This is a genomic window from Streptomyces sp. NPDC111606 (genome assembly GCF_055656945.1).
Genome location: NZ_JBVKBY010000016.1, coordinates 1 through 20296, shown reverse-complemented (window position 1 = coordinate 20296; position 20296 = coordinate 1). Strand labels below are relative to the sequence as shown.

The 20296-nt window shown below is 67.6% G+C and carries 16 protein-coding genes and 2 pseudogenes; 11 read left to right on the top strand and 7 right to left on the bottom strand.

The window, feature by feature from the left end; translation table 11 throughout:
• The first annotated feature begins 28 nt into the window (after positions 1–28).
• Complete coding sequence (locus ACZ7M7_RS40450) at positions 29–172, top strand: hypothetical protein (RefSeq protein ID WP_472125923.1); 144 nt, start codon at positions 29–31, stop codon at positions 170–172.
• A 33-nt stretch (positions 173–205) separates the two neighbouring features.
• Here ACZ7M7_RS40450 and ACZ7M7_RS40445 read toward each other — a convergent pair whose 3' ends face one another.
• Together ACZ7M7_RS40445 and ACZ7M7_RS40440 are read right to left on the bottom strand one after the other, a co-directional pair.
• Positions 206–976, bottom strand: coding sequence for a class I SAM-dependent methyltransferase (locus ACZ7M7_RS40445; protein WP_472125920.1), 771 nt, complete (start codon positions 974–976; stop codon positions 206–208).
• Positions 977–1251: 275 nt separating this feature from the next.
• The gene (locus ACZ7M7_RS40440) at positions 1252–1497 is read right to left on the bottom strand and encodes a hypothetical protein (protein ID WP_472125918.1); all 246 of its coding nucleotides are present in this window, start codon (positions 1495–1497) and stop codon (positions 1252–1254) included.
• A gap of 700 nt (positions 1498–2197) precedes the next feature.
• On the opposite strand from ACZ7M7_RS40440, the gene ACZ7M7_RS40435 reads away from it, so the two are divergent.
• Entirely contained in the window at positions 2198–3220 is a 1023-nt protein-coding gene (locus ACZ7M7_RS40435; RefSeq protein ID WP_472125916.1) for a hypothetical protein, read from the top strand.
• Positions 3221–4109: 889 nt separating this feature from the next.
• Here the strand turns inward: ACZ7M7_RS40435 and ACZ7M7_RS40430 are convergent.
• Positions 4110–4234, bottom strand: a pseudogene (locus ACZ7M7_RS40430) (IS630 family transposase); the annotation flags it as partial.
• Between the two features lie 215 nt (positions 4235–4449).
• On the opposite strand from ACZ7M7_RS40430, the gene ACZ7M7_RS40425 reads away from it, so the two are divergent.
• Positions 4450–6165, top strand: a complete 1716-nt coding sequence (locus tag ACZ7M7_RS40425) for a PP2C family protein-serine/threonine phosphatase (protein WP_472125913.1) — start codon at positions 4450–4452, stop codon at positions 6163–6165.
• Between the two features lie 274 nt (positions 6166–6439).
• On the opposite strand, the gene ACZ7M7_RS40420 is transcribed toward ACZ7M7_RS40425, so the two are convergent.
• Positions 6440–7636, bottom strand: a complete 1197-nt coding sequence (locus tag ACZ7M7_RS40420) for a S8 family peptidase (RefSeq protein WP_451175612.1) — start codon at positions 7634–7636, stop codon at positions 6440–6442.
• A 900-nt stretch (positions 7637–8536) separates the two neighbouring features.
• Between ACZ7M7_RS40420 and ACZ7M7_RS40415 the strand changes: the two genes are divergently transcribed.
• From ACZ7M7_RS40415 to ACZ7M7_RS40395, 5 genes are all read left to right on the top strand, one after another.
• Positions 8537–9754, top strand: a complete 1218-nt coding sequence (locus ACZ7M7_RS40415) for a phospholipase D-like domain-containing protein (protein ID WP_472125910.1) — start codon at positions 8537–8539, stop codon at positions 9752–9754.
• A gap of 326 nt (positions 9755–10080) precedes the next feature.
• Complete coding sequence (locus tag ACZ7M7_RS40410) at positions 10081–11733, top strand: PP2C family protein-serine/threonine phosphatase (RefSeq protein WP_472125908.1); 1653 nt, start codon at positions 10081–10083, stop codon at positions 11731–11733.
• The gene (locus ACZ7M7_RS40405) at positions 11730–12824 is read left to right on the top strand and encodes a cobalamin B12-binding domain-containing protein (RefSeq protein WP_472125905.1); all 1095 of its coding nucleotides are present in this window, start codon (positions 11730–11732) and stop codon (positions 12822–12824) included. Before ACZ7M7_RS40410 ends, ACZ7M7_RS40405 begins: the two co-directional genes overlap by 4 nt.
• Complete coding sequence (locus ACZ7M7_RS40400) at positions 12821–13231, top strand: STAS domain-containing protein (protein ID WP_472125902.1); 411 nt, start codon at positions 12821–12823, stop codon at positions 13229–13231. Before ACZ7M7_RS40405 ends, ACZ7M7_RS40400 begins: the two co-directional genes overlap by 4 nt.
• Before the next feature lie 49 nt (positions 13232–13280).
• Positions 13281–13784: a MarR family winged helix-turn-helix transcriptional regulator gene (locus ACZ7M7_RS40395; protein WP_383614701.1), complete on the top strand. Its 504-nt coding sequence runs from the start codon at positions 13281–13283 to the stop codon at positions 13782–13784.
• A 41-nt stretch (positions 13785–13825) separates the two neighbouring features.
• Here the strand turns inward: ACZ7M7_RS40395 and ACZ7M7_RS40390 are convergent, their stop codons facing one another.
• Positions 13826–15016: a PP2C family protein-serine/threonine phosphatase gene (locus ACZ7M7_RS40390; protein WP_472125898.1), complete on the bottom strand. Its 1191-nt coding sequence runs from the start codon at positions 15014–15016 to the stop codon at positions 13826–13828.
• A gap of 475 nt (positions 15017–15491) precedes the next feature.
• Between ACZ7M7_RS40390 and ACZ7M7_RS40385 the strand changes: the two genes are divergently transcribed.
• A complete protein-coding gene (locus ACZ7M7_RS40385; RefSeq protein WP_472125895.1) occupies positions 15492–16316 on the top strand; it encodes a class I SAM-dependent methyltransferase in 825 nt (274 codons plus the stop codon).
• 306 nt (positions 16317–16622) lie between these two features.
• Here the strand turns inward: ACZ7M7_RS40385 and ACZ7M7_RS40380 are convergent, their stop codons facing one another.
• The gene (locus ACZ7M7_RS40380) at positions 16623–17123 is read right to left on the bottom strand and encodes an RICIN domain-containing protein (protein ID WP_472125893.1); all 501 of its coding nucleotides are present in this window, start codon (positions 17121–17123) and stop codon (positions 16623–16625) included.
• A gap of 398 nt (positions 17124–17521) precedes the next feature.
• On the opposite strand from ACZ7M7_RS40380, the gene ACZ7M7_RS40375 reads away from it, so the two are divergent.
• Positions 17522–18016, top strand: a complete 495-nt coding sequence (locus ACZ7M7_RS40375) for a hypothetical protein (protein WP_451175624.1) — start codon at positions 17522–17524, stop codon at positions 18014–18016.
• A 183-nt stretch (positions 18017–18199) separates the two neighbouring features.
• Here ACZ7M7_RS40375 and ACZ7M7_RS40370 read toward each other — a convergent pair.
• Positions 18200–19129: pseudogene (locus ACZ7M7_RS40370) on the bottom strand (AraC family transcriptional regulator).
• A gap of 124 nt (positions 19130–19253) precedes the next feature.
• On the opposite strand from ACZ7M7_RS40370, the gene ACZ7M7_RS40365 reads away from it, so the two are divergent.
• Positions 19254–19934, top strand: a complete 681-nt coding sequence (locus tag ACZ7M7_RS40365; RefSeq protein WP_472125890.1) for an NAD(P)H oxidoreductase — start codon at positions 19254–19256, stop codon at positions 19932–19934.
• The last annotated feature ends 362 nt before the right edge of the window (positions 19935–20296 follow it).

The window sequence follows — 20296 nt, the reverse complement described above, 5'->3', positions numbered from 1 at the left end:
TCATTGGCCGGGCGATGTCCCTGCGCGGGTGGTAGAGGAGCTTGCGGATCGAGGGCCCGGCAAGATCGAGGCGTTGATGAGCTTCGATCATCTCCATGAAGACCTCGCCGCCGGCGATGGCCGGTTCGCTTTCAACGTCGGCCCGGAAGCCGGAGTGGCTGGTGTCGGCTGATGCCTGCCGTCCCACGCCGGGTGGTGAAACTACCTACATGCCGGCGCGGGCTACTAGCAGCGGCTGGAAGAAGCCGGTCTCCTGTGGCATCCGCCACCCGAGGTCGACGAAGCCGGCCCCGGCTGCGAGGCTCGTCAGCCGGTCCCGGCCGAGTGCCCAGTAGGTGGTCCGGCGGACCCGGACGCGCCAATGTCCGTTTGCCGGGAGGAGCTGGAAGTGCTCCAAGTCGTAGTGCTCGCCGTCGTGCCAGTGCCAGAGCTGGAAGGTGACGGTGCGTTCTCCGCCCTCCGCGTCGGCGACCTGGTGGACTTGAGGAGGCGTCGAAGCCGGGCGGTCGCGCACCAGGTCGTCATAAGGGCGTGTGCTGACCAGCAGCAGGCCGGCGGGACGCAGCACGCGGCGCATCTCGGCGAGGGCAGCGTGGACATCCCGCTCCGTCAGCAGGTGAGGCAGCGAATTGTCGGCGCAGACGACGGTGTCGAACTGGCCATCTGAAAACGGCAGGCGTCGCATGTCGGCGACGGCCGTGCGCAGGTGCAGGCCCCGGCGGGCGGCCTCAAGGGCAGCGCGGGCGGCGGCTCGGGAGCTGAGGTCGCTCCCGGTGACCCGGTGCCCGCGCAACGCCAGCCCGATCGCCTGTGTGCCGATTCCGCAGGAACAGTCGAGCACCGTCGCACGTTCCTGGCCGATCAGGGCATCCAGAGCGTCCCCCTGCCGACGGATGCTCGCGTCCCAATCTGCGTAGATCAGGTGATAGTCGTCGGCCAGCTCGTCGTAGAAGTGCGCCACCGATGGCTCGGGCATGACTCCAAAGTACCGTGCTTGATTGCCCCGAGACCCTGGTCGCCCCGTGATCGGCGCGGGTCCCTTCTCCCCGACGACAGTGGTCGCACTCGCCGCTTGCCTGTACGTCGTGGCGGCCATGTACTCCTAGAAGTTGGCGGGCCTCGTGCGCGGAGCCAGGTTGCCGGAGTTGCGGTGCGAAGGAAGACACAACCGCCTTTGTCAGCGTGCGTGGCGGCTGTCCTGTGGCAGCGAACCTTGAGCTCCTGCCGTACGAGGTTGATCGCTACCGGCCACTACCATCCCATGTCCTTGGCCACTTCCTCCTGGGCTACGGCGACCTCTTCCTCGGTGGCCTCGACAACGTCCACCTCTTCCAAGCGTGTCAGCAGGTCTGCGAGGGCCTGTTTCTGAGCCGGGTGCGTGATCGGCACGGTGTTCAGATCGGTGCTCATCAGCCAGTCGAACAGCACGATGGCATCGGAGCGCCACAGGCGGAGATCGACGGTAGGTGTGGACCCCCAGGGGAAGCCAGTTTCCATGAGGGCATCATGGCAGGTCAGGGGCGTACAGCACGGCGCAGTGCGAAGAGAGGGCGGCCGAAGGCGAGGTGCCTTGGTCCCGGCGGCTTCGGGGCGACGGGCTGCAACCGTCTTCCTGGCATCCGCGGTCACGGCGTTCCCTCTCTCCGAGTCGCCGCGTGTGGGCTCCGCACTCGCTTCCTGCTTTCTCATCGAGTCGCCGCCCGACGGGCGCGAGAGAGAGCGGGCCCTCGGGCGCAGCCCAGTTTCGGGTGCCGACAGTGGATACGCGCGAGTTGTCATTGCACGTCTCTGGGACGGCAGATCCCTACAGGCTGGCGTGTAGCCGCCGCACCCGCGACGACGACCCCTCATCGCCGCCCGCGCCCGTGCCCGGTTGCATTCCGTCCGGCCGTCCCGCGGGTTGAGAGTCAGCAGACAACAGTTGCATCAGTCAGCAGGCCGGCATCGGCGTTGCATGGCCGCCGGGGCATCGAAGTAATGGTGCCCGGCGCGCACGGTCCACGACCACGACTGTTCGAAGAACCAACGGCTGTTTCGTGAGCGGTCGGGTTTGGGGCGCCGAAGCGCGGGCGGGTTGCTGTTCCGCCACCCTGTCGGCGGCCATCCCCTTCGCCTGGATAGACGGTGCTGACTGCGCATCGATCCCCACAATGGACCAAAATAGGCAGAAATATGCCGAAACTGCGGAGGCGTGGCGATGCACGGCAACGCCGAGAACGACGAGAGCTCCGTTGAGGAATACGACGACGAGCACGGAGACGACCTCGACGCTGCGGACAGTGACGAGTACGCCGATCCTGAGGCGTACGAGGAGGAAGACGCAGCCGATGGGGACCCCGACGTCTTCCTCGACGTTCCGATCCTGAAGGTCGACGAGATCGACCTGGACGTCGAGAACCTGCGGGCGCATGTCTCTCTGCAGGCCGAGGTTCTGGATCTGCTCAAACTGAATGTGGGCGCCGACGTCACGCTCGGCCGGGTGCACCTGGGCATCTCGGGCGTGGAGGCCCAAGCCCAGCTCAAGGTGCGTCTCCACAACGTCGCAAAGATCATCGACCGAGTGCTCACCACGCTCGACCGGAATCCGGAGATCCTGCACGAGCTGGCGCGTGGAATTGGGTCCGCCGTGCAGGATGTCGGCGGCGGTGCCGGTCAGGCCGTGGGAGAGGTGGGTACGGGTGCCGGTAGGGCCGTCCAGGAGGTCGGGCAAGGTGCGGGGACCGCGGTCCGGGACGTGGGGCAGGGCGCCGGAGCTGCCGTACAGGACGTGGGGCAGAGTGCCGGAGCCGCTGTCGAGGGCGTGGGCCGGGGCGTCGGCTCCGTTGCTCAGGATGTCGGTGAGGGAGCCGGGAAGGCCGTACAAGACGTGGGCTCTGGTGCGGGGCACGCGGTAGAGGACGTAGGCCATGAGACGAGCCGGGCCGTCGGCGGCGTCGGCGAGGTGGTAAGCGGCACCGCGGGGAGCGTGGTCGAACAGGCCGCGGGTGCGACAGAAGCAGGGGACGGGCGTCACGCTGTTGCGGACGCTGCGAAGACGGCGAACGACAGCGCGGAAGTGACCGAGCCGAAAGAGCAGCGTGCGGCGCGCGAGGGAGAGGGGGACCGAGCCAGCCGGAGCCAAAGCGGCACCCGCAAGCGCCGGGTACGTGGAGAGGACGGGAAGCTGCCACCAAGGTCCAGCCGCCATCGCACTGTCAGGGATCCTGGGAAGCCGCCATGAACGCGTGGCGCGGGAGCCGGGAGCGCAGCGGCGGACATCTCGTTCCGGTCGACGGTCCACGCTGAACGGCTCCGCTTCACGCAGCAACCACAGACAGCCGTCCGCTTCCCTGGCACGGGGAAACGGGAGTCGACGAGCCACAGCGACCGCACCCACCTACCGGACCCGGTCATCCCCGGTCAGGAATACCAGGACGTCACCGTCACCTATCACCTTGCGACCCGGCTCACCACGGAGCCAGCACCTCGACGAGGGTCGCCCCGCTGACCGGAGGCAACCGCAGCGTCGTCACCCAGCTCCAGCCTCAGCCCCTGTCATTGCTCGCTGCGAATGCGTCGGTCCGTGGGCGACCCTCGTTGAGGTGCCAGTGAAGGTCTCGGTGGCCGGCACCGACCGCGTCGCCGTACGGCAGCTCGACGTGGTCCGGGCCATCGCCGAGTTCGTCGGCAACCGGGGCCCCGGCCGCGCGCCTTGCTGAGCCACCGCCCACGGCCACATATGAAAGGGCGCGTCACGATGCCGTGACCGCCAATCGCGCGGCCGATCGCCTCAGCCTCCGCCAGATCACCGGACCCGTCGAGGTGACGTGGGCGTGCACGACCCCGATGTCCTCCGGGGGCAGGCCGACTTCGCGTGGTGCCCAGTTCCATGGCGAAGTCCGTCCTGGCCTGGTCCGCGGGCTTTGGGGTTGCGTGGCCGGTGTTGCTGCCGAGGCTGAGATGGGCACAGTTCGCGCAGCTAGGCTCTGACCGGGAAGGTTCACCAGGGCGGGCTCTGTGGGGCCAACCCCCACAGGAAACGTGCCGCGAACTCTCTCGCCGCACTGAAGTCGATCCGGGCCGCCCGCCCCGACGACGCCGTCGCCGATCGAGTAGCAGCCGAGGGACTAGCGCACTCCGTGGGTGCGGTGGTACGTCGCGGGATGCCCGTCGGGCCGGTCCTGCTCGGCCCGGCACAACCGGTGGTGGGCCGGATGCCGAGCGGCCCGAACTCGTCGAACGCAAGGACACGGTCCGTACAAGCCCGGTCGGCCCGACGGACGTAAGAGCTGGGCGGTCGTGCACGGTCACCTCAGTGGTCACGAGGCTCCCTTCTGCCCGGGCCGGTGTCGATGGCAGGTGGACTTTGGCTGTCCGGGGGCACACGGGAGGGACGGCGGGATGGGGCCCCGTACGTAGGCAGTGTCGGCGTGCGGGTGGACGTCGGACGGATCAGCTGGGAGGCATGAGGTGGAAGGGCCGCAGGACGCGGGGGCCGTTCGGAGAGAGGCGGTTCCGGCCGCGTCCGCCGAGCTGTCCCAGGCGCTGGAAGCCATCGGCGCTGGGGCATACGTCGTGGACGAGCGGGGCTGCATCATCGCGGCGAATGCCCGCGCCCAGGACCTGCTCGCCAGGTCCGCCGACGACCTCCTCGGCTACGACGCGCACGACCTGCTGCACCGCGGCCCTCATGGCCAGCTGCTGCCGCGGAGCCAGTGCGCCATGCGGCAGGCGTTCCACGCCGGCCGTCCTGCCCAGGCCGACGAAGACTACTTCGCGCTTGCCGATGGCACCGTGCAGGCCATCTCCTGGCTGATCACGCCGTACGACATCGGCGACGACCTAGCCTGCACCCTGGTCGTCTTCCACTCCCATGAGAACGAGCAGGAGACGCGCTCGCGACCGGCGCCGCCGGAATCCGCCCTGCCCGAGCTGGAGCGGCTGACCCTGCTGGCCGAGGCCACCGCACAGCTGACCTCCACGCTCGACATCGACGAGACGATGCAACGACTGACCGAGCTCGTGGTGCCCCGGCTCGCGGACTGGGTGATCGTCGACCTGCTCACCGAGCGCGACGAAGTGTGGCGCGCCGTCGTCGTCCACGCGGACGGCGAGACGCTCACGCACCACGAGGACCTCCAGGGGCCGATGCCGCCGGTGCTGGAGGAGTCCGTGATGCCCCTATCACGGGCCCTGCGCGGGGTGGCCTCCACGGTCACCGGGCCCGAGACCTACCACCGGGCGCCGGACTCCGGCATCGCGGTCGAGCAGCGCCGCCTGTTCGACACGGCAGGCATACGCTCGGCGGCCATCGCACCCATCCGCAGCACGCGCGAGGTCCTGGGCGCACTGACCCTGGGCCGCGCTGAGGACCCGGTGGACTACACCACCGCCGACCTGCCGCTCGTCGAGGACATCGCGCGCCGCGCCGGCCTCGCCCTGGACAACGCCCGCCTCTACCAACGTCAGCGCAAGGTCGCCGAGACGATGCAGAACCATCTGCTGCCGCAGATGCCGGGCGTCCCGGGCCTGCAGATGACGGCCCGCTACCTGCCCGCACCCGACGCCTCGCAGGTGGGCGGCGACTGGTACGACGCCTTCCCCCTGTCCGACGGAGCCACCGCCCTGGCCATCGGCGACGTCGTCGGCCACGACCTGGAGGCTGCGGCAGGCATGGCCCAGGTGCGCAACATGCTTCGCGCCTACGCCTGGGCGCAGCACGAACCCCCGAGCCGGATCGTGGAACGGCTCGATGAGGCGATGGAGCACATCACCGACGTCAGCATGGCCACCATGATCTACGCCCGGATCGAAGTGCTGGACGACGGCCACTGGCAGCTGTCCTGGACCAATGCGGGTCACCCTCCGCCGCTTTTGATCAGCCGGGATGGTGTGGCCCGCTATCTCGACGCCGGCCACGGTGTCGCCCTGGGCACGGGGCTGCGCACCTCACGACCGGACGCCGAAGTGGTGCTGCGGCCCGGATCCACCCTGGTGCTGTACACCGACGGCCTCGTCGAGGAACCCGGCCTCATCATCGACGTCGGCCTGAACCGCCTGCGCCGGCACGCGGCCGCCCTCGTGCACCGCCCCCTCACCGCCTTCGCCGACCAGGTGCTGCGCCGTGTCCGTCCGACCGAGAACGACGACGATGTGGCCCTGCTCGCCCTGCGCGCCCCCGCCTGATCCTTCTGGCGGGGCCGCGCGTCCTCTCGTTGACGCCCTGCCCTGACTCAAGGTCGCCAAGATCTTCAAGATTGAAAAACTCAAGAAGATCGAGGACATAAGGTCCCGACGAGTGCAACCGCGAGGACCACGCCACCCCATGAGCTGGAGTTCATTTCCGTTGCGGTCGGCTTCAGTCTCGGGGCTTTGCCTCGTCGGCCGACGGCCCGTGCACTCCGCCGCGCCGTGAGGGCCGTGATCTGCCTCAGGGCGCGGCGGATGCGAAGGGGGAGGGCTACTCGGTGATCTTCAGGAGCTTGTTGGGTGTGCCCGCACCTGGGCTGGTGATCTTGTCAGGGGTGGCGCCGTTGGTCAGGGCGGTGGCGACGTCCGCCGGAGCGGCGTCCTTGTGCCCGGCGAGGTAGACCGCGGCCGCGCCGACCACGTGGGGGGTGGCCATCGAGGTGCCGGAGATGGTCTTGGTGCCCTCGTCGCTGTCGTTCCACGCGGAGGTGATGTCCGAGCCCGGCGCGTAGATGTCCACGACCGCGCCGAAGTTGGAGAAGTCGGACTGGGCGTCGTCCTTCGTGGACGAGGCGACGGTGAGAGCCTCCTGAACGCGGGCCGGGGAGCCCTGGCCGGCGTCGGCGGAGTCGTTGCCCGCGGCGACGGCGAAGGTGACGCCCGCGGCGATCGCCTTACGAACGGCCTCATCGAGGGCCTCGTCGGCGGAGCCGCCCAGGCTCATGTTGGCAACGGAGGGCCCCTGGTGGTTCTGGGTGACCCAGTCGATGCCCGCGACGACCTGCTCCGTGGTGCCCGATCCGTTGTCGTCGAGGACCCGCACGGCAACGATCTTCGCCTTCTTCGCGACGCCGTGCGCGGCGCCGGCTATGGTGCCGGCCACGTGCGTGCCGTGCCCGTTGCCGTCGTCGGCACTGTTGTCGTTGTCGATCGCGTCGAAGCCGTGCGTGGCGCGACCCTCGAAGTCCTTGTGGGAGATGCGGACGCCGGTATCGATCACGTAGGCGGTGACGCCCTCCCCGGCGGCGTCCGGATAGGTGTACTTGCTGTCACCGGCGGTGTCGGCCTGGTCGACGCGGTCCAGGCCCCACGACGGAGGGTTCTGCTGCTCCGCGTTGATCGTGAACTTCTTGTTCTGCACCACCTTGGCGACGGCCGGGTCGGCGGCCAGGCGCTTGGCCTCGGTCTGCGAAAGGCCGCTGGCCGAGAAGCCGTTGATGGCGGAGCGGTAGGTGCGCTGCAGCGTGCCGCCGTACTCCTTGGCCAACTCCTGCTTGTTGGCCTTCTGGTCGAGCATGACGATGAAGCTGCCTGCGACGGCGCCGTCGGCGTTCGCTCCGTAGATCTTGCCCTCCGCCGGGGCCGCGGCGCCGGCAGAGAACGGGTTCAGCAGCGTGACGCCTGCCGCGGTGGCCGCGACGGCGATCGCGGTGAGCCGGATCCGGTTCGAGCGCTTGTGAGTTGCCATGAAGAGAGGTCTCCTCGCCGGTTTTTGTGGGGGGTTGAGCCTTCAACCGCAATTTCTCCGGTGATCTGCGGCGAAAGCCGTGACTCATTGATGTGCTCATGCAGTGGATTCCATGCACTCGAGACCCGATCAGCTGCGGGTCAATGCGGGAACCGGACAGAACCAGCCCCGCCGCGACACGCCCGGCACTTCTCCGCATGCATGGGGCTTCAGTCGAGAAAACGTGAACCTTCCCTACATCCCCGTGTCGATCCGGATGGGCAGGGCAGACGAGCGCGCTGCGCGCTCGCCAAGCGTGAAAGCACTGCGAAAACGTCGGTGCTTTGAGGGGAACTCAGCAGGAAGGGGCGCTACTCGCAGGTATCGAATCGGCTTGAATGATCTGGGTGTTGGGCTTCCGCTTCGCTCAACTCACCCTGATTCATGTGCTTGCGTAGGGTGTGTCCCTCGATGGGAAGGTGCGGGGCCTGGATTGGGCCTCATGTTGCCGCGGCGTGGGAGGAGTGTGTGCGTGCCGCGCGGTGACGATTCGCGGTTGGACGCGCTGCCCACTGCCCTTGTGCGATCCGCTCCCGTTGCCTGGAAACCCAGCTGCTCCACCGTCGGCGATCCGGCGCATCGTCAGGCCGGCCAGGCCTTGTGCGGCGCCGCACTCACCGACGGTGCGGTAAGCACCCTGTCCCGCGGTCCGATTGCACGGGTGTCTCCGTGGTGTGCGGCGTAGCCCGCCCAGGAGGCGGCCATGTGATCGGTGACCCGCCGCGCGGACTTGGAGGCGGCCGCGGAATCTCCGGGGGTTCGGAGGGTAGACGGTGGCTGCACATGTGCGTACATCCCGCGCGGCAAGCCGTTTCTGCCGCTCGATCGCCGACACCACTCGACGCACATACGAGGTGGAGCATGTCTCAGACAACCGAACGCAGCGTGCTGGACGGTCAGCATGGTCTGGCCGAGGAACTCTGCGAGGAGCGTTCCCTGCGGCTGAGACGCAGGCTGGAACGGCTCATCGGTATCGCGGCCACCGAGGGGAATTCTCTCGTTCCGCTGCGCAACGGGGATGAGATCTTCGGAGCGATGCTGGATGCGATCCGCGGCGCGGAGCACACCGTGGACATGATGACGTTCGTCTACTGGCGTGGTGGCATCGCGCACAAGTTCGCCGAGGCGCTCGCCGATCGCGCCCGTGCCGGAGTGCGGGTGCGGCTCATGTTGGACGGCTTCGGCAGCCGGCTCATCGAGAAGGATGAGTTGGACCTGATGGACGAGGCCGGTGTGGAGGTGGCCTGGTTCCGCAAGCCGCTCTACCTCTCACCGCTCAAGCAGAACCACCGCTGCCACCGCAAGGTCCTCGTCGTCGATGAGCGCACCGCGTTCACCGGCGGCGTCGGGATAGCCGAGGAGTGGTGCGGCGACGCCCGCAACGAGAACGAGTGGCGCGACACCCACGTACAGGTCACCGGGCCCGCCGTCGACGGCCTGGCCGCAGCCTTCGCCCAGAACTGGGCCGAGTGCCACGACGAACTCTTCGACGAACGCGACCGGTTCGTCGACAGCGAGCACCATGGCGACGCCGTCGTCCAGGTGGTGCGCGGCTCCGCCTCCTTCGGCTGGCAGGACATGCAGACCCTGATCCGCGTCGTCCTCGAATCCGCCGAGGAACGCGTCCGCCTCACCACCGCCTACTTCGCCCCCGACGACTACTTCACCGGGCTGCTCTGCGCCACCGCCCGCCGCGGGGTGGAGGTGGAAATCCTGCTGCCCGGCCCGCACACCGACAAGCGGGTCTGCCAGTTGGCGGGGCAGCACCACTACGAGGACCTGACTGCGTGCGGCGTGAAGATCTATCAGTACCAGCCGACGATGATGCACGCGAAGATCATCACGGTCGACAGGATCGCCTCGCTGGTGGGCTCCACCAACTTCAATCGGCGTTCGCTCGACCACGATGAGGAAGTCATGCTCGCCGTCCTGGACCAGGACTTCACGACGGCCCTCGACGGCCACTTCGACGAGGACCGAGAGAAGAGCGTGCTGATCAAGCACGGCCGATGGAAGCGCCGCGACCTCCTGCAAAGGGCAAGGGAAGCGGCCGTAGTGCCGATCCGTCGTTTTCTCTGAGCCCTGCCTGCAAGTCGCGCACGGGGGTGACGTTTTGCGCGCCGCGAAGGCCGCGGAGTCGTGGGAAAGTCCAAAGTCCGGTCGGCCACCAATGGCCCTGGATCGGGTGGTGGTGAGTCGATAGCGGTGCGAATCCCCACGCTTTCCTCACCGTTTGCCCGCATCAACCCCGCCCTGCGAGCACACCTCTCTTTGCCTTCTGCGCTGATCCGGTCACGAGGAGGTAGTTGGTTGTCAGAGAGCGAGGACATGAGAGATTGTTGCCTTCGAGCAACGTTTCCGTCGAGTCGATGAGGTGAGGGATCCGCACAGCGGATCCTGCATATTTGGATCACACCCGAGCGCAAACCGTCGCGGAGCCGAAGTCCGACTTCCCGTGGGGCACGGCTCCTTACCCGGTCCTGGTCGCAGACGTCGACGGCACCCTCGTGCAGCGCAACGACGCGGCTGCCGCGCTCCTCCCGGAAGCAACGCCCGGGACACCTCTGTCTGGTGTGGCTCCGACCTGGCTCGCCGCAGCACACCGCAGTGTGCATCTCCCCGGCCACCATTGCGTGCCGGAGACGGATGCACCGCTCTCCGGCATGATCGGCGGACGGCGTTTCGAGGCGCACCTCAGCGTGCGGGATGACGGCACCGTGGCCTGGTGGCTGGTCGATGACACCGATCACCAGCTCGCCCGGGACGCATTGCACAGGGAGCGGGAGCGGACCGCGTTCCTCGCCAGGGCGTCCAGTGCCCTGCTCTCCACCCTCAATCTGGGGCGCTGTATGGATGTGACCGCCCAGATGGCTGCGGAGCACCTCGCCGATGCGGCGCTCGCGATCGCGCCGAGCCGTGGACATCGGCTTCCGGTGGTGACCTGCGTTCGGGGCGGTGTGCCCGAACTCTCGCACGAGACAGTGGATCCGGACGAGGTACCGGGGCTGGGGGAGGCATTGCGTGGGTTTCCGCCGGTGCCCTCCCGGTGGATTGATCCGTCGACGGCGCCGCAGTGGCTGGTTCCCGAAGGCTTCGGGCCGGCCGGGTCGATAGTGATCACCCCGTTGCCCGGACACGGTGTCCCGGCCGGGGCTCTGGTCCTGCTGCGACGGGCGACGAGTGACTCCTTCAGCGACGAGGAGGAGGTCTTCGCCCGGCTGTTCGCCACCCGCGCAGGGGCGGCGATGTCGGCCGCCCGCCTCTACGCTGAGCAGACCGCCATCACCGAGGTGCTGATGCGCGAACTCCTGCCCCCGACCCTGCACCAGGTCTCCGGGGTGGACTTCGCCGGCCGCTACCGGCCCTCCGCGGACCACGAGCGCATTGGCGGGGACTTCTACGACGTGCACCCCGCCACCGAGGGCGAAGCCTCCTTGGTCTCTCTCGGGGATGTGTGCGGAAAGGGTCTGGAAGCCGCCGTCCTCACAGGCAAGATCCGCAGCACCCTGCACGCCCTGCTGCCCCTGGCGGACGACCACCAGCGGATCCTCTCGCTGCTGAATACCGCACTTCTCAACTCTCATCACGCACGGTTCGCGACCCTGGTCCTGGCCTCCGCCGTACGGCGGGGCAGCGAGGTGGACCTCAACCTGACCAGCGCCGGCCACCCCACGCCGCTGATCATCCGTGCGGACGGAGCCGTCGAAGAAGCCGACACCCGCGGCACCCTGGTCGGAGCCATCCCCAACGTCTCCGCCAACACCACGGCCGTAACCCTCGCGGCGGGGGAGTGCTGCGTCCTTTACACCGACGGCATCACCGAAGCCAAGGGCGGGCCGATGGGCAACGTTCTGTTCGGTGATGAGCGCCTCAAACGGGCCCTTTCGGCATGTGCGGGCATGCCCGCCGAGGGCATCGTCGAGCACGTGCAGTTGCTGGCCGCCCAATGGGTCGGTAACCGGCGTCACGACGACATGGCCGTCGTCGTGATCGCAGCACCCCGCACCCACCATCTGAGCGCGCTGAACGGGCACACCCGGGGCAGATTCACCGGATGAGCACGAGCACCCAGCCCCGCCTCCCGCACAACGGCCGCCCGGAGCAGCTGGCAGACCAGCTGTGGAACAGCGTCTCGGCAGCAGACGAGTACTCCGCCACCGAGGTGGTGCTGCGCGCCCTCGATGAAGGCGTGGATCCGGAAAGCGTGCTGCTCGATGTGATCGCAACGGTACAGGGCAAGGTCGGCGAGGAATGGGCGGCGAACCGGCTCAGCGTCGCCCAGGAACACGCCGCGACCGCCATCAACGAAAGGGTCATCACCGCCCTCAGCGTCCACCCCTCCGCTCGCACGACTGTCACCCGAGGCCGCATCACCGTGGCCTGCGTCGACGGCGAATGGCACGCGCTGCCCGCCCGTCTGCTGGCCGAGGTCTTGAAATTGCGCGGCTGGCAGATCGACTACCTCGGCGCCCAGCTGCCCTCCCCGCACCTCATCGCCCACCTCCACGCCACCGGCGCCGACGCGGTCGCCCTCTCCAGCTCGATCGCCACCCGGTTGCCCACCGCCCACGCGGCGATCACCGCATGCCAGGCCATCAGCGTCCCCGTTCTCGTCGGCGGCGCCGCCTTCGGACCAGCGGGCCAGTACGCAACACTTCTCGGGGCCGACGCCTGGGCCCCCAACGCCCGCGCCGCCGCCGACCACCTCGCCCGCGGTCCCCTGCTACGCACTCATCTCGACCACCAACAGATCGACGATCTACCTCACCTGGACGACCAGGAATACACCCTGGTCACCCGCAACAGCGACTCCCTGGTGCGCACTGTCTTCACCGCTCTGGAAGGTGCGCTCCCCGCCATGCGCACATACAGCGAACTGCAGCGCGAGCGCACAGCGGAAGACCTCGCATCCATCGTCGAGTTCCTGGCCACCGCCCTCTACCTCGATGACGACGAACTCTTCACCGGGTTCATCACCTGGACCGCGCAGATCCTCACGTCGCGGGGTGTACCCGCGCAGAGTCTGCCGCCGGCCCTGCACCTCCTAGCCCTGGAGCTCAAGGACTTCCCGAGAGCCACCCGGATCCTCCACATCGCGACGCGGACACTCACCACCCACCACCCCACCGAAGCCGGGAACACCGCATGACCACACCGCCCCCTGACCACCTGCGTCTTACCAGGGTCGACACCGAGGACCGGGTCCGCATACAGCTCGATGGCGATCTCGACTTCTACACCGCAGACCTCCTCGTGAACGAGACCACCGCACAGCTTGCAGCCCGGCCCGCACTGAGAAGCCTGCATCTGCACTGTGGAGGGCTCGGCGTGGTCGACTCCATGGGCCTGTCCGCTCTGCTGATGATCAGCCGCCGCACCACCGCAGCCGGGGTGCGTTTGCACCTTGAGGACCGGCCCGCGAACCTGGACCGGCTCCTGCACATCACCGGTACCCTTGACCACTTCACGGCACCTCCCACCGCCGCCGCAAAGTGCTCAACGCACGAGGAGGAGGCCACGGCGCTCCGCCCCACCCGGCCGGACGCCGGCACCTGAGGCACTGCCTGGCCGTTCACCGGGCAGAAGCACACACTGACGGGCCATGATGACCGCACCAGACGCCGCACCCAGCGGGATAGTTCACGAGGCGACTCAGTCAGCCGGCTCCATCACCGAACTCCTGGACGTGATGTGGGAGCACGCCAGAAACTCCACCGTCGATGCCACCGCGCCCACGTCCGCGTCCCAACTGCGTCTGATGTACGTCGTCGACCGGCAGGACGGCATCCGGATGCGGACGGTGTGCCACCAGCTCTCCTCCGCACCGCCGACCGTCACCCGCATGTGCGACCGCCTGCAAGCCATCGGCTTCCTCGAGCGCATGCCATCCCCCGACAGCGGCCGCGAGATCGCCCTGCGATTGACCACCGCGGGGAAGCGGCATCTGCAACGCATCCGAGAACGGCGCGACAGCATGCTGCACCAGGCCATAAGCAACATGCCCTCCACCGAGCGCCGTGCATTGGCCAAAGGACTCGCAACGCTTACCGCTCAGCTCAACGCCACCGACGAGGAAGACGACAGACCCGGCGCCCACTCCGTGGCATGAACTCCTCTCGATGCGGAGGTCTTGGTTCGCGTCCACTGCGGTCAGTGCGACTGCGCCGAGCCGCGGCCGAACCAGTCAAGGCAGACAACCAGGGCGTCGTCGTCGGGGTCCGCGTCGCGGTACGCGCTCAGCTCCTCCAACATCGCCCGGGGGACTGCGGCGGCCGGCAAGAAGCTTGCGGCTTGGATGGCTCGAGCGAGGGCCCGCTCCTCATAGGCTTCCCCCGCTCCGGAGACGGCGCCATAGACGCCATCGCTGACGAAGATCAGACGGTCTCCGGGTAGGGCTTGGAATTCCTGCGCCTCGTACAGGGTCTCGTCGAACATACCCAGCGGCTGCTGTGCTTCGAAATCGACGCGCTCCACAACTTTGTTGCGCTGACGCCAGAGCTGAGGCGATCCGGCGTCCACCACCTGCACGCGTCCTGTGGCGAGTTCGAAGAACAGCAGCAAGGTCGAAACGTATTGCGTGCCCTGGTACTGCGCGTAGATGGCCTGATCGGCGAGCGCAGCCTGATCGGCGATGCCGATTCCGGCTCTGCGGGCGTTCCGGAGGGCGTTGACAGCCAGGTTCGTCAGCAGAGAGGCGTGGATTCCCTCGCCCATACCGTTCGTAATGGTGAGGGTGAGGCTGTCGGCCGCAGTGGACCAGTCGAAGTTGTCGCCGTGGATGTCGTAGGCGGGCTCCAACTGCCCCCCGACGGCGTATTCCTGACGCGCACAGGAACGGGCAGGCAGCAGTTGCCACTGCATCTCCGCCGCCAGGGTGAGCCGCTGGCGGCGGCGGGCCTGCACGTAGAGATCGGTGTCACGCTCCGCCACCAGGATTTCGTGCCCCAGAAGCTCGGCGAGTCCCGCCATCTCGTCAACAGCCTGAGGAGTGCACCTGTGCTCGGGAAGGCGCACGGTCAGGATGCCCAGCCTGTCGCCGCGAACGGTCACCGGCAGATGCAGGTTCACCGTCGCGTCCTGAGCGATGTACTTGCCGTAGGGCTCCTGGCTGACAAAGGCACGGCCCTCCGGACTGCTGCGTACGGCCAAGGGCTGGGCGGTATACGGAAGAGCAGTCACCGGCTGCAGGACAGAGGAACTGTAGTCCGCCAAGAGCAGATCGACCTCGGTGGCTTCGAAGTGCCGAATCAGCGCGTCACGCAGTGTGCTGAGGATTTCATGAGGAGCGCCCGCGCGCACAGCGCGCTCAACGGCCTCGAACTGTGTCACGGTGAGAGCCATTCGTCGGAAGCGATCAGGGAGAGGGGAGTCACGCGAGGACGCCAGTGGTGCGGAATCTCGAGGCGTGGACACAGAGAGCAGCGGGAGGAATTCCAGATCCCGCATGCAAAACTACTTCCGTAGCGAGAAGATCGTCCTGTGACCACGGAATCGTATCCGGTGCCGCATCGACTGTGGGAAATGCCGGATTCCGGCCGCGGCCGTCGCTTTATTTCGGACAGCCGACGTCGGCGACGACGAGGAAGCAGCCCGCGGATGGGGGCCTATCTGGATGAGGATGTCCATCTCGTGCTCGGTCTGGTTCTGGCGGCCGCCCAGCCCGCGGGGGCCGTTCGGAGTGTGGCGATCACCTGCCGGACTACCTCATTAGGCCCGGTGGAGGGTTGGCCCCAGCACCCCGCACAGGCCCTTGAATGCCTGAGAATCACCCTCCTGGCCGTGGCCGCGGAGCCTGCGCGGGGCTGAGCATAGGGACATGAACAATGACAATGCCGCGCCAGATGCCGTGAAGGCGAAACACCGTGCGATGTGGGCGATGGGCGACTATCCCGCCGTGGTGTCGGATGTCATTCATGAGCTGGGTGACGAGCTGGTGCGGGGAATCGGCGTTCGGCCCGGTGACCGCGTCCTCGATGTTGCGGCCGGCTCCGGGAACGCGTCCATCCCCGCCGCACTCCTTGGCGCCGACGTCGTCGCCTCCGACCTCACGCCCGAGCTCCTGGAAGTCGGACGCAGCCTCGCCGAGGCTCGCGGTGCCCGGTTGGACTGGCGGGTGGCGGACGCGGAAGCTCTGCCCTTCGCGGACGGAGAGTTCGACATGGTGATGTCCTGCGTCGGTGTCATGTTCGCTCCACACCATGAGCGAACGGCCCACGAACTGGTCCGGGTCTGTCGGCCGGGCGGCACGATCGGCCTGATCAACTGGACCCCGGAGGGGTTCATCGGGCAGATGTTCGCAGCGATGCGCCCATACGCTCCGCCGCCTCCGCCGGGCGCCCAGCCGCCGCCCCTGTGGGGCGACCCGGAGCACGTGCACTCCCTCCTGGGGAATCGCGTGACGGACATTGACGCCCGCAGGCAGCCGCTGCGTGTCGATCGGTTCGTACGGCCGGAAGAGTTCCGGGAGTTCTTCAAGACCTGTTACGGGCCGACCATCGCCACGTATCGCTTCATCGCGGAGGACCCCGATCGGGTGGCCGCCCTTGACGCGGCCCTCGACGACCTGGCCGCGCGACACCTGACTGATGGCACGATGGACTGGGAGTATCTCCTGCTCACAGCCCGCCGGTCTGCTGCCTAGGTGTGCCTCCGTATGGCTTTCCACGAGTGAGGTCGAACCTTGCAATCATGGCCAGGTCCGGGACAGCGGGCTCGTCGATGAGGATTGGCACGAGCGATCGCGTCGAAGGCGGCGTCGACCAGATGCGGGTCGCTTTGCCGTGGCGCCGGTTGTTAGCGGTGAGTGTTACCGCTGGTCAGAACTTGCTCGGAGCGACTCTCCGGGAACCTGGGCGGCACCTCGACGCTCCAGCCGCCGAGGTGCGTGCGTGCCCCACCTGAGCCGTCGTGTCGCGTATGACGTCGTCCTCCGCGAGGCACGGATCGCTCAGCCGATGGTCCATCGCTGAGTGCGCGCGTTGCGGTCACATACCGTCGTTCGGTAGAGGCCGCCGGTGGTCTGGTAGAGGCAGAGGCGGGTTGCTGTGTTGCGGAGCATGACTGCGCTTGCCGGCGCGGGTTGGCTGACCTGCCAGAGCTGGTTGTTTCCACCGTTGCACCCGTTGGCGTAGACGTCGCCGGCCGAGTTGCTGTCGAGGCAGTGGCCCCATATGTAGTTCTGGAGTGTCGAGGACGTGTTGGTGGTGCCGGTCCACCGCCAGTACAGATCGGAATAGCCGATGCCGCAGTCCTGGGACCACAAGTTGTAATAGGAGTTCTCCTCGATGCACTCCTTGTACTCGTAGTTCGCGAACCGGTCGAGGCTGGTCGCTGCGGTCCCAGCGGCGGTGGCCGTCCCCGGCATTGCCAGGTTCAGAGGTATGGCGAGCACCGCTGCCGACCCGATGACCGACACGGCGCGTCTGATTCTTCTCCCGAAAGCGGTCATGATCGATTCCCCTCAATCGTGGCCTGGCTTACCCGAGTTGGCACCGGGACATGGTCGCAGGTGGTCGTCTTGATCGGGACCCGAACGGGGGAGCCTTCACGAGGGATCAGGTCGTCGCATAGCCGAGTCCATGGTCGGCGGGGCTTGGAGGCGTTCAATGTTCTGTCGCGTGGCGGAGCGGTCTGAACCGGACGGCGGGGCACGACGGTGACGCCGAGCCCGCACTCGGCCATGGCGATCTGCGAGGTCACCGACCGTGTTCAGTGGGTCGGGGAGCAGGGCTTACCGGCTCTCGACAGGTGGGCGCCACGGCGTCGTGGGCTCGGCGGGATCTGACCCGCTGCACCCGGTAGCGGGCGGAGTACATCCGCCTGCTCGACTGCGGCAAGGCCGCCCCCATGGAGGCGCACGCGGGCGAGCGTGACCTGATCTTCCTGGACGAATCCGGCTTCACCCCGACCATGCCCACCGGTTACACCTACTCGTGCATCGGGCAGCGGGCGGTGGCGCCCCGCGAGGACACCAAGAACCCCCGGGTCAACGTGCTAGGAGCCCAGATCGTGGGCACCACGCCGGACCTTCTCTGGCAGGTCACCTGCGGGAAGATCGACGCCGGAATGCTGCTGGAGTTCGTCTGCGCGGACCTGGCCGGCCTGCCCGGCGGGGGCCGCAGCCCTGAAATCGGCCGCCGACGGCCTCGATGGACAGCTGCCCGTCTGGGCACTCTCGCGGCCGTGCACCGCGGTGCTGGACAACGCCTCAGCGAACCAGAGCCGCTGACGCGTCATCCGGTGCCGCGAAAGAACTCGACGATGATGCTCACCCAGGCGTCATGCCGGACCGCCCACGACCGTGCGGCCGGACAGCTCCCAGCACTCCGAACTCGTCGCTGAGGCAGGGATGGTCGCGGCCTCCGTGCTCTACGCAGAGGGGCTGTGGGTGGAGTCGACGGACGACGTGGAACTCCACTTCATGACCCATGACCTGGTGTTCGCTGCCGAGCGACAGTGACGGTTACAAGGAAGCTGAGGCTGCTGGTGCTGGTCGCTGAACGACAAGCTCAGGCCGACCGGAAATCAGGCCGCCGCGGCGCGGAACGTGCTTGGGCTCAGGCCCTTGTGGCGTTTGAACGCGGCACTGAAGCCAAAAGCGTCGGCATAGCCGACGGACCTTCCGATCTGGGCGATGCTGAGGTCGGTGTCGGTCAGAAGAGTCTCGGCCTCGTCCATGCGGCATTCCGTGAGGTAAGCGAGGGGCGGGCGGCCCATCAGCTTGGTGAAGCGCTTGGCGAACAGCGCCCGGGAGACGCCGGCTCGAGCGGCCAGCGAAGCCACCGTCCACGCCTCGGCGGGCCGGTCGTGGAAGGCCTGCAGGGCGGGGGCGAGGACCGGGTCGGCAAGGCCTCGGTACCAGCTGGGCGCGTCGGCACCGGCCTGTTCGAACCAGCTGCGCAAGGTGCACACGAGGGCCCAGTCCAGGAGCCGGTCCATCAGCGCCTGAGAACCGGCCGAGAGATGGGCGGCGTCGGCGGCGGCCGTCTCCAGCCAGGCGCAGACCTCCACGTCCTCCTGGATCACCAGGACGGGCGGCAGGGCACGCAGGAGCCGATCGTGGCGGTGGCCCGAGGCGCGGTAGGCGCCCACGATCAGCGCGGTCGCCTCCTGCGAGCCGGTGCCCCAGTGGATACCGCCGAGTTCCTGGGCGGTGCACTCGGCGTCCCTGGTGAAGCACGCGATCTCGTACGCGGCGTGGGAGCTGTGGACCGTGGTGGGATGGTCCGCGAGATGGAACAGTGCGGGGCCGCGCACGATGGCCGTATCGCCCACACCGACCGCTCGCTCGATGCCGTCGGGCAGCAGCAGGGTGCCCCCGCCACGCAGCACGCTGATCATGGTGAGCGGTGCCTCGTCGGCGAAGCGGATGGTTCAGGGCGCCGTCAGCACGGCGTGGCTGACGACCGAGCCCTCGGCCCGGATGCCACTCAGTAGCGAACTCAGCGGATCCACGAGACATATCGTAGACGATCTCCTATGTTCCGGAGCGTTTCTCCCATGGATCATCTACGTCACCGCGGCTGTACTGGATTCATCGAATCGACCGAGAATCGACCGAGACCAGCCGGGAGACACCGTGAAGCAGCACGACAGCCACGCCAGGACCGCCCTCGTGGTCGTCGCACACCACCGCACCGATTCCCTCACCGCGCACACGGCCCGCCGTGCCGCCGTCCGGCTCGAAGCCGCCGGATACCGCATTGACCTGCTCGACCTGCACGCCGAGGGGTTCGACCCACGGATGAACATGTCGGACCAGCCGGACTGGGGCAACAGGGAAAAGGCGTATTCGGACGAAGCGCACGCCCACATGCAGCGCATCCTCGACGCCGATGTCGTGGTCGCCGTCTTCCCGGTGTACTGGCAGCACGTGCCCGCCATCCTCAAGGGCTGGATCGACCGTGTATGGAACTACGGGTTCGCCTACGGCCGCAGCAAGCCCCGTCTCGCCGGCAAGCGCATGCTGTGGCTGGGCGTCGCCGGCGCCACTGCCGACGACCCCATCGTGGAGGGGATGCAAGCCCTCCTCGAGACCAATCTGAGCGAAGGCATCGCCTACTACTGCGGCTTCTCCCATTCCACCGTCGGTCTGCTCACCGACGCGGAGGAGCGCCCGCAGCGCGTCGACGCCGAAGGCAACCTCCTCATCGGCGAAGCGGTCGCGGGCGCTGAGCGAGAGGCGCAGTACACCGATCTCGACCGACGTGCACAAGAGCTCGTGGAAAAGTTCGTCGCCGAGGGACTCGTGGCGGCCTGACCGCCAGGGCGACATTCATGTTCGGGGACGACCTGTGGGTGTCGAACGTTGCAGGTCGAGCTGGTGACTTCAGGGCCTTGCCGATGGGGCTGTACCCCAGGGTGTCCTCGGTGTCGATGATGCGCCGCATGTGCGTCTGCTGTCCGACGGGTCGTTGAGCCCCCCTTGATCTTGGTAGTCACATGATCCGCCGGACAGGGTCTAGTAGTGCTTCGTTAGGTCTTCTGGTTGATGCTGATCAAGAGCATGTTGGGTCTTGTGGATGCACATGAAGTGAACCGATTACGGGCGGCGTTGGCGATGTTCGTGGCGGATGTTTTCGCCTCGGTGCCGCGTACGGATCAGCGGGCCAAGGGTGAGTG

Coding starts and splice junctions, on each gene's coding strand:
- ACZ7M7_RS40445 (WP_472125920.1), bottom strand. CDS start 976: ATGCCCGAGCCATCGGTGGCGCACTTCTACGACGAGCTGGCCGACGAC.
- ACZ7M7_RS40440 (WP_472125918.1), bottom strand. CDS start 1,497: ATGGAAACTGGCTTCCCCTGGGGGTCCACACCTACCGTCGATCTCCGC.
- ACZ7M7_RS40435 (WP_472125916.1), top strand. CDS start 2,198: ATGCACGGCAACGCCGAGAACGACGAGAGCTCCGTTGAGGAATACGAC.
- ACZ7M7_RS40420 (WP_451175612.1), bottom strand. CDS start 7,636: ATGGCAACTCACAAGCGCTCGAACCGGATCCGGCTCACCGCGATCGCC.
- ACZ7M7_RS40415 (WP_472125910.1), top strand. CDS start 8,537: ATGTCTCAGACAACCGAACGCAGCGTGCTGGACGGTCAGCATGGTCTG.
- ACZ7M7_RS40405 (WP_472125905.1), top strand. CDS start 11,730: ATGAGCACGAGCACCCAGCCCCGCCTCCCGCACAACGGCCGCCCGGAG.
- ACZ7M7_RS40400 (WP_472125902.1), top strand. CDS start 12,821: ATGACCACACCGCCCCCTGACCACCTGCGTCTTACCAGGGTCGACACC.
- ACZ7M7_RS40395 (WP_383614701.1), top strand. CDS start 13,281: ATGACCGCACCAGACGCCGCACCCAGCGGGATAGTTCACGAGGCGACT.
- ACZ7M7_RS40390 (WP_472125898.1), bottom strand. CDS start 15,016: ATGGCTCTCACCGTGACACAGTTCGAGGCCGTTGAGCGCGCTGTGCGC.
- ACZ7M7_RS40385 (WP_472125895.1), top strand. CDS start 15,492: ATGAACAATGACAATGCCGCGCCAGATGCCGTGAAGGCGAAACACCGT.
- ACZ7M7_RS40380 (WP_472125893.1), bottom strand. CDS start 17,123: ATGACCGCTTTCGGGAGAAGAATCAGACGCGCCGTGTCGGTCATCGGG.
- ACZ7M7_RS40375 (WP_451175624.1), top strand. CDS start 17,522: ATGGAGGCGCACGCGGGCGAGCGTGACCTGATCTTCCTGGACGAATCC.